The organism is Mucilaginibacter xinganensis, from assembly GCF_002257585.1.
GTDB lineage: Bacteria > Bacteroidota > Bacteroidia > Sphingobacteriales > Sphingobacteriaceae > Mucilaginibacter > Mucilaginibacter xinganensis.
The window spans coordinates 3939994-3952214 of record NZ_CP022743.1 but is presented as its reverse complement, the minus strand read 5'-3'; the positions used below and the strand labels follow the sequence as shown (position 1 = coordinate 3952214).

At 43.2% G+C, this 12221-nt stretch carries 12 protein-coding genes; 9 read left to right on the top strand and 3 right to left on the bottom strand.

Annotated features, from left to right (window positions below; genetic code table 11):
- Positions 1 to 160: 160 nt before the first annotated feature.
- Positions 161 to 1462 carry an MFS transporter gene (locus MuYL_RS17345; protein ID WP_094571759.1) on the top strand — a complete coding sequence of 434 codons (1302 nt, stop codon included), beginning with the start codon at positions 161 to 163 and terminating at the stop codon, positions 1460 to 1462.
- On the opposite strand, the gene MuYL_RS17340 is transcribed toward MuYL_RS17345, so the two are convergent.
- Positions 1459 to 2130 (bottom strand): basic secretory protein-like protein, encoded by a 672-nt coding sequence (locus MuYL_RS17340; RefSeq protein WP_094571758.1) that lies wholly within the window; start codon positions 2128 to 2130, stop codon positions 1459 to 1461. The genes MuYL_RS17345 and MuYL_RS17340 overlap by 4 nt on opposite strands.
- Positions 2131 to 2306: 176 nt before the next feature.
- On the opposite strand from MuYL_RS17340, the gene MuYL_RS17335 reads away from it, so the two are divergent.
- The 4 genes from MuYL_RS17335 (at position 2307) to MuYL_RS17320 (ending at position 5797) form a co-directional block, all read left to right on the top strand.
- The gene (locus MuYL_RS17335; RefSeq protein WP_094571757.1) at positions 2307 to 3371 is read left to right on the top strand and encodes a M20 family metallo-hydrolase; all 1065 of its coding nucleotides are present in this window, start codon (positions 2307 to 2309) and stop codon (positions 3369 to 3371) included.
- Between the two features lie 67 nt (positions 3372 to 3438).
- Complete coding sequence (gene argH / locus MuYL_RS17330) at positions 3439 to 4773, top strand: argininosuccinate lyase (protein ID WP_094573003.1); 1335 nt, start codon at positions 3439 to 3441, stop codon at positions 4771 to 4773.
- A 55-nt stretch (positions 4774 to 4828) separates the two neighbouring features.
- The gene (locus MuYL_RS17325; RefSeq protein ID WP_094571756.1) at positions 4829 to 5026 is read left to right on the top strand and encodes a YwbE family protein; all 198 of its coding nucleotides are present in this window, start codon (positions 4829 to 4831) and stop codon (positions 5024 to 5026) included.
- Positions 5027 to 5107: 81 nt separating this feature from the next.
- Positions 5108 to 5797, top strand: coding sequence for a DUF1345 domain-containing protein (locus MuYL_RS17320; RefSeq protein WP_094571755.1), 690 nt, complete (start codon positions 5108 to 5110; stop codon positions 5795 to 5797).
- A gap of 21 nt (positions 5798 to 5818) precedes the next feature.
- On the opposite strand, the gene MuYL_RS17315 is transcribed toward MuYL_RS17320, so the two are convergent.
- Both MuYL_RS17315 and MuYL_RS17310 read right to left on the bottom strand, forming a co-directional pair.
- Entirely contained in the window at positions 5819 to 6742 is a 924-nt protein-coding gene (locus MuYL_RS17315) for a DUF72 domain-containing protein (protein ID WP_094571754.1), read from the bottom strand.
- 170 nt (positions 6743 to 6912) lie between these two features.
- Positions 6913 to 8535: an amidase gene (locus MuYL_RS17310; RefSeq protein ID WP_094571753.1), complete on the bottom strand. Its 1623-nt coding sequence runs from the start codon at positions 8533 to 8535 to the stop codon at positions 6913 to 6915.
- Between the two features lie 178 nt (positions 8536 to 8713).
- Between MuYL_RS17310 and MuYL_RS17305 the strand changes: the two genes are divergently transcribed.
- The 4 genes from MuYL_RS17305 (at position 8714) to bla (ending at position 12138) form a co-directional block, all read left to right on the top strand.
- Positions 8714 to 8977 (top strand): autorepressor SdpR family transcription factor, encoded by a 264-nt coding sequence (locus MuYL_RS17305; RefSeq protein WP_094571752.1) that lies wholly within the window; start codon positions 8714 to 8716, stop codon positions 8975 to 8977.
- A gap of 6 nt (positions 8978 to 8983) precedes the next feature.
- Entirely contained in the window at positions 8984 to 9649 is a 666-nt protein-coding gene (locus tag MuYL_RS17300) for an SdpI family protein (protein ID WP_094571751.1), read from the top strand.
- Positions 9646 to 11082 (top strand): alpha/beta hydrolase family protein, encoded by a 1437-nt coding sequence (locus MuYL_RS17295; RefSeq protein ID WP_094571750.1) that lies wholly within the window; start codon positions 9646 to 9648, stop codon positions 11080 to 11082. The genes MuYL_RS17300 and MuYL_RS17295 overlap by 4 nt, the downstream gene beginning before the upstream one ends.
- 165 nt (positions 11083 to 11247) lie before the next feature.
- On the top strand, positions 11248 to 12138 hold the full coding sequence (bla, locus tag MuYL_RS17290; RefSeq protein ID WP_094571749.1) for a class A beta-lactamase, subclass A2: 891 nt from the start codon (positions 11248 to 11250) through the stop codon (positions 12136 to 12138).
- Positions 12139 to 12221: the final 83 nt, after the last annotated feature.

Here is a 12221-nt window from a genome sequence, read left to right as displayed (position 1 = left end):
ACATGGCTAAAGTAATTATAATTTTAAGGGCGCAATATTAATTTTGAAGGTATTTACAACCGGGTACTCCTAATAAGATTTTGCTCCCGGTTATAGTTATCCTGTTAAAAAATTATAGCTTTAGCAGTAAATAGTTAACCTGTACAACAATACAAAACTTATGCAATCTAAAGTCATCGCCATACCCCAAACTGCCGGCGAAAGAATAAAATCAATTATTGGCGGCTCATTAGGTAACCTGGTGGAGTGGTACGACTGGTACGTTTACACTGCTTTTTCCTTATATTTTTCAGGTGCGTTTTTTCCAAAGGAAAACGAAACCGTTCAGTTATTAAATACAGCCGGGATCTTTGCCATCGGTTTTTTGATGCGGCCCATAGGTGGCTGGGTTATGGGTACCTTTGCCGACAGAAGAGGCCGGAAAACGGCACTTACTTTTTCGGTGTTGCTGATGAGCGTTGGCTCGCTGATAATTGCCGTTACACCAGGGTATAAGCAAATAGGCGTGGCGGCGCCTTTGTTGCTGGTTTTGGCCCGAATTATCCAGGGGTTAAGCGTTGGTGGAGAGTACGGCACCAGTGCCACCTATCTTAGTGAGATGGCTACCAAAAAGCATCGCGGCTTTTATTCAAGCTTTCAGTATGTAACGCTTATTATGGGGCAACTTTTAGCACTGGGGGTGTTGGTTTTATTGCAGCGGGCTTTTTTAACTGATAAAGAATTGCATCAGTGGGGCTGGCGCATTCCCTTCGCTATAGGTGCTGTTTTGGCTATAACCGTAATGTATTTAAGACGCAGCCTGCATGAATCAGTTAATATTGACGAAAAAGATACCAAAGCACGATCAAATCGCGGTACTATAAAAGCGCTGGCGAAACACCCAAAAGCAGTCTTAACGGTTATTGGTTTAACTATAGGGGGGACTGTTGCATTCTACACGTTTACCACTTACATGCAAAAGTTTTTGGTGAACACATCGGGTTTTTCTAAAAACAGCGCTACGTTAATCTCCACACTTACCCTTGTTGGCTTTATGCTGCTGCAGCCGTTGTTCGGATTATTGTCAGACAAGATAGGACGTAAACCACTGCTTATCGGCTTTGGTTTACTTGGCGCCTTAACTACGGTGCCTATATTAACGGCGTTAAGCCATACCAAAGATGTTTGGATAGCTTTTGCCCTTATTATGTGCGCACTTATTATAGTAAGCGGTTACACCGCTATCAATGCAGTGGTGAAGGCTGAGCTTTTTCCTGCCGATGTGCGTGCGCTGGGTGTTGGTTTTCCTTATGCTATAGCGGTATCGCTATTCGGCGGAACAGCTGAATACATTGCCCTTTGGTTTAAAAATGACCAGCACCAGGATTGGTTTTACTGGTACGTCACCATTTGTATTGCGTTGTCGCTCATCCTGTATATCACGATGAACGACACACACAAGCATTCAAAAATTGAGGATTAAACAGCCGGATTTGCCGCATAAGCTTTCCAAAGCTCGTCAACCGTTTTGCCGGTTAGCGTCTTCCATGAAGCGTCGGTATAGGTATGCTTCCGCATCTGGCTGTCCATTTCTTTTACCAAACCTGGTTTAACTTTTTTCTCTATCCAAACTAAAAAACGGGCAGTAATGCGGTAAGCGTTATCATAGTTTTGGGTTGGTTTATAATCTGGCAAGGTCCATTTTGCGGCTGCGTTGTTTACTCCGAATTGGTTGCGGGCATAATCGGCAATACCTTCTGTTAACCATCCTGGGCCAGTACTTTCGCCGTAATCCTGCACAATGTGCATTACTTCATGTGTAACCACATCAATATCTTCCGGGCGTTTGTGTAACCAGGTAGAAGCTATGGTAACCTTGCCATCGGCAGTTGCGGCCACACCTTTGTAGCTGGTATCTACAACCATTTTAACATCTTTAAGCGTAGCGGGGTTATACTCTTTAGCCAACTCGGGGTAAACTATATAAAAGGTTTTTACCAGCCTTGTCAATTCTGCTGTATCCAGCGTAGCGTCGTAATTGGTCAAGGTTAGCTTGTAGCCGTTCTTGTTATAAACCCTGGTACTTATTTGAGCATTAGCTGCTGTTATAAAGCAAAGTAAAAGGCCCGCCGGGAAGAATATTTTTTTCATTTATTACGTTATTCGTTTAAGCCGCAATAATAGGGATTTATGCAGCCGAATTTGTATTACCGACATGTAAAAATATAATGACGATGTGTTTTATCGGTAACAATAAACGTTTACTACATTCAAAATAACATTTCAATATTATATTCCCAAAAACATTAATTTTGCCCCTGCATTTTATGACAGATATAAAAATATTATATGAACAGGCTGTTGGTTTATTACAGCAACTGATAGCTATTCCATCATTCAGCAGAGAAGAAGATCTTACTGCCGGTCTGATAGAAAATTTTTTAAAGGATAAAGGTGTTGAAACCCACCGCAAGCTGAACAATATTTGGGCTTATAACAAATATTTTGATGCAGCTAAACCAACCATACTGCTCAATTCACACCACGATACGGTAAAACCAAACTCGGGTTATACCCGCGACCCGTACGATGCTGCTATTATAGAGGGAAAGCTTTATGGGCTAGGTAGCAATGATGCCGGCGGGTGCCTGGTATCGTTGATCAATGTGTTCTTGTATTTTCACGAAAAACAAAACCTTAAATATAATTTCTGTTTGGCTACCACTGCTGAAGAGGAGATTTCGGGCGTAAACGGTCTTGAACTTATTATCCCTGATCTTGGTCCGCTTGATTTCGGGATAGTTGGCGAGCCTACGCTGATGCAGCTGGCAATAGCCGAGCGGGGCCTGATGGTACTGGATTGTGTCGCTCATGGCAAGGCTGGCCACGCCGCCCGCGAAGAAGGTGAAAACGCCATTTATAAAGCGCTTGCTGATATTGAATGGTTCCGCACGTTTCGGTTTCCAAATGAATCAGAAGTTTTTGGGCCGATAAAAATGTCGGTTACCATTATTAATGCAGGGTCGCAGCACAACGTTGTGCCGGCAAGCTGCACTTTTACTGTGGATGTAAGGGTTACTGATGCTTACCGGAACGAGGAAGTGCTGGAGATTATCCGACAGCATGTAAGTTGCGAAGTAACGCCGCGTTCCATCCGACTTAAGCCATCAAAAATAGACCGGGAACACCCTATAGTGCGGGCCGGAATAGCTTTAGGCAGAACAACCTACGGATCGCCTACAACCTCCGATCAGTCTTTGCTTGATATTCCTTCGTTAAAAGTTGGGCCCGGCGATTCGGCGCGGTCGCATACTGCAGACGAGTTTGTTTACGTGCATGAGATAAGAGAGGGGATTGAATTGTACATTAAAATGCTGGAGAGCATTAATTAAGTAATATTTATTACAAAAGCAGTAAGTTTGAATGCTCCGCAACGGCAGCAGGACTAAATATATCAGCATGGCTAAGATCTGGCAAAAATCAGTTACAGTTAACGAATTAGTAGAGAGTTTTACCGTAGGTCGCGACCGCGAGTTTGACCTGCAAATGGCTGCTTTTGATGTGCTCGGGTCGCTTGCACATACGCAAATGCTGGAAAGCATAGGTCTGATGAGCGCTGATGACCTGGGACTGGTGCAAAAGGAACTGAAGCATATTTATAAAGATATTGAAAAGGGTGATTTTATTATCCAGGACGAAGTGGAGGATGTGCACTCACAGGTAGAGATGCTGCTTACACAACGGATTGGCGAGGCGGGTAAAAAGATACACAGTGGCCGCTCACGCAATGACCAGGTACTGGTTGACCTCAAACTGTTTTTCAGGCACGAACTGCAGCAGGTTGTTAAGGAAACCACCACGCTGTTTCGGCAGCTGATTGAGCTTAGCGAGGCGCATAAAAATATTTTATTGCCCGGCTATACACACCTGCAGGTAGCTATGCCTTCCTCATTTGGGTTATGGTTTGGCGCTTATGCCGAGAGTTTGGCCGACGACCTTGAAATGGTACTGGCAGCCTATAAGATCACCAATAAAAATCCTTTGGGTTCGGCTGCGGGGTACGGTTCTTCGTTTCCGCTGAACCGGACGCTGACCACAAAGTTACTGGGGTTTGACAGCCTGAACTACAACGTGGTTTATGCGCAGATGGGGCGTGGTAAAACAGAAAGGGTAATTGCGCAGGCATTGTCGTCAATAGCTGCAACGCTGGCGAAAATGGCAATGGACCAGGCTTTATATTTAAGCCAGAATTTTGCTTTTGTAAGCTATCCGGATACGCTGACCACCGGCAGCAGTATTATGCCCCACAAAAAGAATCCCGACGTTTGGGAAATTATGCGTGGTAAATGCAACCGGCTGCAGGCCCTGCCAAACGATGTGGCTATGATGACCACTAACCTCCCATCGGGCTATCATCGTGAACTGCAATTGTTAAAGGAATTACTGTTCCCGGCTTTTACAGATCTGCGGAACTGCCTGCATATGGCAACCTTTATGCTTCAAAATATTACGGTTAATCAGAATATATTAGACGATCCTAAATATGCCTACCTCTTTAGCGTTGAAGAGGTGAACCGAATGGTGTTGAACGGGACCCCTTTCCGCGATGCCTACAAACAAGTTGGCCTTGCTATTGAAAAAGGCGATTTTAATCCGGATAAACAGGTAAATCATACCCATGAAGGCAGTATTGGAAATTTGATGAACGGTGAGATAACCGCAGCGTTTGATCAACTGGTGAGCAACTTTGATTTTGGAAAGGTGGAGCAGGCTATTAAAAATTTGGTTTCGTAGGGAGCTCTTTTCAAGCCCATGTAAACACCTCAATTAGATTAATCAATAAAGAACCATGAACGGACAAAACAGAAACGATATTTATCCCGGCCTTGAGGTGGAGATCATCCTGAAAAAAGATCAGCGCTCGGGTAAAAGAACAAGGGGTTTTGTTAAAGACCTGCTCACCAGTTCGGCGTTTCATTCGCGCGGAATAAAAGTGCGTTTGGAAGACGGGCAGGTGGGGCGCGTGATAGAAATTGTAGAAGACTAATTCTTTGCCGAAACTTTATATCTTAGCGTTTTATCACTTCCGGCGTTGGGGTATTTCTCAGCATCCGGACTAATTTACAGTATGGCTACTCCCCTTAAACCCAGCAGGAATTTATTTTTTCGCTTAGATGCACACTATCGCCTGATGATCTCGCTGGCGATTTCTATCATCACATTTTTCGTGATCCACAGCAGGTTTGAATTACCAACTTTGATCTTATTTACCTGGATAAGTTTCGCGCTGTCTGTAATAATAATGGATTGGATAATTATTGCAACGTGTCATCCGCGCGAAGTGCGTAAAATAGCTAAACTGCAGGATTCCAGCCGTACCGTTATATTTCTTTTTGTTTTAGCAGCCGCAGTTGCCAGTATGGGCGCTATCGTCTTTTTATTAAAATCAGCTAAAGGACATTCAGCCAGCGCACAGGGGCATATTATTTTGGCTATTGGTGCCGTAGGTATTTCCTGGTGGTTGGTGCACACTATATTTACTTTATTGTACGCGCATTTGTATTATGACTCAGATACAGATGACGGCAAGAAAAGAAAAACTGGCGGTCTGGATTTTCCCGGAGGGGAAGAGCCAGACTACCTGGACTTTGTTTATTTTTCTTTTGTTATCGGTATGACTTTCCAGGTTTCGGACGTTGTTATCAATTCACGTAAAATACGCCGTTTTGCCTTAATGCATGCATTACTTGCCTTCGCCTTTAATACAGCGATTGTAGCATTAAGTATTAATGTGATCTCGGGGATGGTATCTCAGTAATCACGGCAATATTTAACATTACTAAATCGTGTCAAATAAACCTTTGTCCCTGTCTAAAAAGTGCGGACGCGTCAAATTTAGTCCAAGTTCTTTATTGAATTTTTCAACCACGTAATCGGCCAGTTCCGGCGAGTAGCGTTCATCGTGCTGGTGCATAAAAAACCAAACAGATTGCAGCCCCATTTGCCGCCATTGTTTTATGCGTTCAACCCATTCATCACAGCGCGCATAATCAGTAGGATGGAGGCTGTTGCCAACAAAACGGATAAAGGCGTGGGGGGTGGGCAGTTCCATGTGCACCACATCCCTGCGGCCGGAAGCATCTGTTATTACGGCGCCAATTTGCAATTCATGCAGCAGGTTGAATATAGCTGTCCTGTTTTCGGAATTGGCAAACCATTCTTTATGCCGCAGTTCAAGGAAAACGGGCACATCTTTTGGTAATTGCTCCAGGTAAGCCTTTAAATCGGGCAGGCTTTTTGGGGTGAAGTTATCGCCAACCTGCAAAAAAAGAGGCCCCAGTTTATCGCCGAAGGCCATAATACCTTCGTAATATTTGGTGGTTATTTCATCCGCATTTTTTAACCTGCGGATATGGCTGATGCTCTGCGAAAACTTAGGGCAGAATTTAAAATCCGGGTTAGCATCCGCTTTTTGCTTCCATTTGGCAATGGTTTCGGGCGGGTAAACGTTATAAAATGTAGCATTAAGTTCAATACAATCAAAATGCTTTACATACTCATCCAGGAAAACGGCATCTTTTGTTTTGGGCGGATATATTTTACCCAGCCATTCTTTACGTCCCCATTTGGCGCAACCTACATGTACCTGCAGGGGCTGATCGCTTTTGGCCGACTGCAGCGTTTTAATCGTAAATTCAGAATCAGGTGGAAGCGTAAAATCTACTTCAATTAATTCCTGCGGGCTTACTCGGCCAAATTCCATTTAGTTTATAGTTAATGGTTGATAGTTTATAGCCGGAAGCAATTGTTTTATCTTCGGGCTTTTAGTAGGGCTAAATTAATAATTAGTTGATTAGGCTGAACTGTTAAATATTTATTATCAGCTTCCCGGTAACTCAATCAGCTCAATTTAATCCCCTGCAACTTAATTAACTATCCCACAACGGCCTTAAAAAGCGGAGCTTTCCTTTTTTTCGATGCCTGCTCATAAGCATAGCCTATTTTAATCAAATCTCCTTCTTTATAAGCCGTGCTGATAAACGAAATTCCTACCGGCAAATCATAAGCAAAGCCCATGGGTACAGTGATATGCGGATATCCCGCCATGGCAGCCGGCCCTGAAAACGAGAAGCCGTTGTCATAATCGCCATTTACAAGGTCAATACAAACTGCAAAGCCGTTTGTGGGCGCGGCAATTGCGTCAAGTTTATTTTCCTTTAATAAGGTATCAATGGCATTGCGGGTAATCCCGTTTGTTTTTTGAACAGCATCGAGGTATTCTTTTTCATACAGCCCGCCTTTTTTATCCGCCAGCTCCAGGGTCTCCTGCTTAAAGTATGGCATGGCTTTGGCCTCGTTTTTTTTGTTAAAAGCAATCACATCAGCCAGCGATTTTATTTTGGAGTTAGCGTCTGCTAAATATTTATTCAACCCGTCTTTAAACTCATACAGTAATACCGTAAAACTATTTTTCCCCGCTTCCTTTAATTGTTTATACAGTTCCACTTCAACAATAGTAGCGCCTTTGCTTTTTAAAGTGTCAATAGCCTGCTGGAATATGGCGTCCATTGCCGGGCTAACCTTCACGCCATCTTTTTCAACCCCTATGCGTTTACCCTTTAAGCCATCGGCATCTAAAAATTTTGTATAGTCCGGTGCGATTTTTCCCTTGCTGGCAAGGGTGTAAATGTCCTGCGGGTCTTCCCCGGCCAGTGCACCCAATAAAATGGCGGCATCCCGAACGGTGCGCGCCATGGGGCCGGCTGTATCCTGCGTTTTTGAAATAGGGATAATGCCCGACCTGCTCCATAAACCTACCGTAGGTTTAATGCCTACCAGCCCGTTTACTGAGGATGGCGAAACAATAGAACCATCGGTTTCGGTACCGATAGCTACGGCACATAAGTTTGCTGATGCGGCTGATCCTGATCCCGCGCTTGATCCGCTTGGATTGCGATCAAGGATATACGGGTTTTTAGTCTGTCCGCCTCGGCTGCTCCATGCGCTGGTAGAATGCGTGCTTCTGAAGTTGGCCCACTCGCTTAAGTTGGTTTTGCCAAGCAGCACTGCTCCTGCCTGCCGTAATTTATGGATAATAAACGCATCTTGTTTGGCGTAGTTGTCAGCAATGGCTAATGCCCCGGCGGTGGTGTGCATATTGTCGCCGGTGTTAATGTTATCTTTTATTAAAACGGGGATGCCATGCAAAGGCCCGCGTACTTTGCCTGAAGCGCGTTCTTTATCCATTGCATCGGCCATGTTAAGTGCATCCTTATTTACTTCAATAACCGCATTAAGTTTAGGGCCGCTCTTATCAATTTCATCTATTCGCTTTAAGTACATTTCGGTGATGGAACGCGAGGTATATTCCTTACTTTTCATCTTTTTCTGCAAAGTATCAATAGTGACCTCATTTAGTGCAAAGTCATCGGGTTTGTCAGCAACAGCGCTATCCGGCTCTTTTTTTGATGATACCAGGTTACATGAAGTTGCGGCCAGTGTTGTTAAAGTTAAACCCGCCAGTGAGCCGGTTTTCAGGAAATTTCTTCTTTGCATGATAGTGTTTGATTGACAGCTACAATTAACGAAAATTTGAAGAATTAATAAGCAGGTAACAAAAAAATCATTTACTCCCTAAAGTGTTAAGGTTAAGTTTAAATGAAACTGAAATATCCGCAAAAATTTTATAATGTCAGAAAGTATTTAGATATTTGACTAAATATATAAATAGAATTTGAACGCGTTATTTAAGGCACTTAATGACTCAACAAGAAGGGAGATCCTGGAACTGTTAAAGGAGAAGGATTTGACTGCCGGCGAGATAGCAGAGCAATTTAATATCTCAAAACCCAGCATCTCGCACCACCTCGATCTGTTGAGGCAGGCGGGGCTGGTGGTATCGGTTAAAGAGGGGCAGTTTATTTATTACTCTTTAAATACTACGGTAATGGATGAGCTGCTTAAATGGATAATGGGATTGCAATCACCTAAAAATTAAATCACGATGAAAAAATTTACGCTTATAGACCTGTTGGCGTTGCTTATTTGCCTGTTGCCGCTTGGTTACCTTTTATATGTTTATCCCACGTTACCGGCAATTGTGCCTTTACACTTTGGGGCGGATGGCAAGCCAAATGGTTTTGGTACAAAGGGCCAGTTGTTTATGGTACAGGGTGTTTTAGTTGGGGTAGCCTTTTTATTATACCTGCTTATGAAATTCCTGCCATCAATTGATCCTAAAAAGCAAGTGAAGAACGGGGAGAAAACATTTCAAAAGCTCGGTTTGGGCCTCACTATATTTTTAGCGGCATTAAGTATAATTATTACGTTTGCCACAATTGATAAGCAATTCAGGATAGATAAGTTTATGTTCCCGTTAATGGGGTTGTTATTTGTTTTTTTGGGCAACCTGATGTACAGCATTAAGCCAAACTATTTTGCAGGAGTACGTACCCCCTGGACGCTGGAAAATGAAGATAACTGGCGTGCTACCCACCGTTTAGCAGGGAAAGTATGGGTTGCCGGAGGGTTAATAGTAACCGTAGCTACGCTGGTTTTTCCGGCGCCTGTAAGCACCTTTATATTTATACCAGCGATATTAATAATGTCATTCATCCCTGTTATTTACTCTTACATTTATTTTAAACAACATCAACCCAAAAACTTATGAAGAAGCTATTGATCTGTGTTTTTACACTACTTGCAGTTAACCGGGTACATGCGCAGGATATAACCGGCAGTTGGCAGGGCTCAATAGCCGTAGCCGGTATCAACCTTCGCGTGGTTTTTAATATTGATAAAACAGCTAATGGCGGTTATAAATCAACATTTGACAGCCCGGACCAAAAAGCTTTCGGCATAGCGTGCAGTAAAACAATACTGGTTAAGGACAGCCTTTATATAGAAATAGCAGTAATTGGCGGCGGTTATAAAGGTTTGTGGGATGGAAAGAAAAGCATTACTGGTATTTATACACAAGGCAGCGGGAAAATGGCCTTAAATTTAAAGCACATTTCGGCCGACGAGAAAGCGGCATTGAGCAAAGATCCGGTTATGCCCCAAACGCCAAGGCCACCCTTCAATTATGTGAGTGAGGATGTTGAATATGACAATAGTGACAAAACCCTTCATTATGGCGCCACATTTACACGACCCGTGAGAAGCGGCAAATATCCTGCGGTGATTATTATCAGTGGTAGCGGTACGCAAGACAGGGATGGGAGTATTTTTGGACATAAATTATATTGGGTTCTGGCCGACTACCTCACCAATAATGGTATAGCCGTTTTAAGGGTTGATGACAGGGGAGCGGGCAAAAGTTCATTGGGCAGCAATATAAAAGATGTAACCAGTCTTGATTTTTCGTACGATGTGGAGGCCAGTTTAAACTACCTGGAAACAAGGCCCGATATTGATAAAAAACATCTGGGGCTCATAGGCCACAGTGAAGGTGGCATGATAGCGCCCATGGTAGCCGCCCGACGAAAGGATGTTAGCTTTATTGTGATGTGGGGCGCATCAGAAGTGGGTGGGGCCAAAATAAACACCGAACAAAATGCATACCAGCTAAGGAAGATTGGCGTTGACAGTGCCGCAATTAATGCATTTGTAAGCCTCAATACCGATGTGCTAAAGCTATTTGCAGTATCGCCCAGTGTGGAAGCCCTGGATACGCAGATCATACCGGTATTTGATGCCTGGAAAAAAGTGCAGACCCCCGAAGCGCTTAAGGCCTTACATGCTACCGATCTAACGGCGCAGGATATTTTTAAGCAATACAATACCCTATATAACATGCCATGGATGCGCTACTTTATAAGCTACGATGCTGAAAAAGACCTGGCTAAAGTGAAATGCCCGGTGTTGGCCATAAATGGAACAAAGGATACCCAGGTTGACGCCGAAAGTAATTTAAGTTTGATAAAAGATGTGCTCACTAAAAATGGCAATAAAAATATAGAGGTAAAAGCTTTGCCGGGACTTAATCATTTACTGCAAACAGCGCAAACAGGTGATCTGTCGGAGTATGAAAAAATAGACGAAACCATGTCGCCAGCGGCAATGAAGATAATTTCTGACTGGATTAAAATTCACGTAAAATAAATGCGTTAATATTAAACCGGGTTTAGGAGCAGGAGTATAAAACAGAAAAAATGGTGATCAATATAGTTTCATATTGAGATTGTCTTTTTAGTTTTGTTTTTGAAGTTCCTGTTCAAAAAATCGCTTTTAAGCGGTCCACGGTCTTTAATTTGATTTTAAATCCTTATGAAAAAAAGTTTTCTGTCAGTACTTTTAACGCTGATATTCTTAATTCCTTTAGGTGCAAGCGCGCAGCAAAACGGGTTGCGTCAGCAAATTAGTGACATCATTAAGCCTGCAAAAGGTATTGTGGGCGTATCAATTTTGAACCTGGAAAGCCGGGATACGCTGTCAGTTAACGGCGATGCCCGGTTGGTGCTGCACAGTGTTATGAAGTTTCCGATAGCGCTTACCATGTTGCATTGGGTTGATTCGGGCAAACTCACGCTCGACAAAATGATCCATATAAAGAAGAAGGATCTGCCAAAGAATTACAGTCCGCTGCGCGATAAATATCCCAATGGCAATGTGGATGTATCTGTGAGTGATTTGTTAAGCTACATGGTATCATTGAGTGATAATGATGCCTGTGATATTTTACTAAAGTTGATTGATGGCCCAAAAACCGTGCAGGATTATATGCTTAGGCTCGGTATCAGGGGCATAGCCGTAAGGGCTACTGAGGCCGATATGGCGTCGTCATGGGAGCTACAATACACCAATTGGTGCAAGCCTAAGGAAGCAACCCTGTTGCTTGATAAGTTTTATAAGGGCGAAATACTTGCAAAAAATACAACTGCGTTCCTGTATAAAATACTAACTGAAACCAGCACCGGCCCGCACCGTATCAAAGGCCTGTTGCCGGCCGCAACGGTTGTTGCCCATAAAACAGGTACATCACCAACTAATGCCGAAGGTTTATCACCTGCTACAAATGATGTTGGCATAATAGAACTGCCTAACGGAAAGCACCTGGCTATATCAGTTTTTGTATGCAACTCAACTGATAATGAGGCCACCCGCGAAGCCGTGATTGCAAAAATTGCTAAAGCCGCCTTTGATTATTATTCCAAATAATTAATGCTCCTTTCCTTTTTCGTAGAGATGTGCTTTATAGGATCTCTACGGAAATATTTACCATTTTTTGATTCATTTTTTGC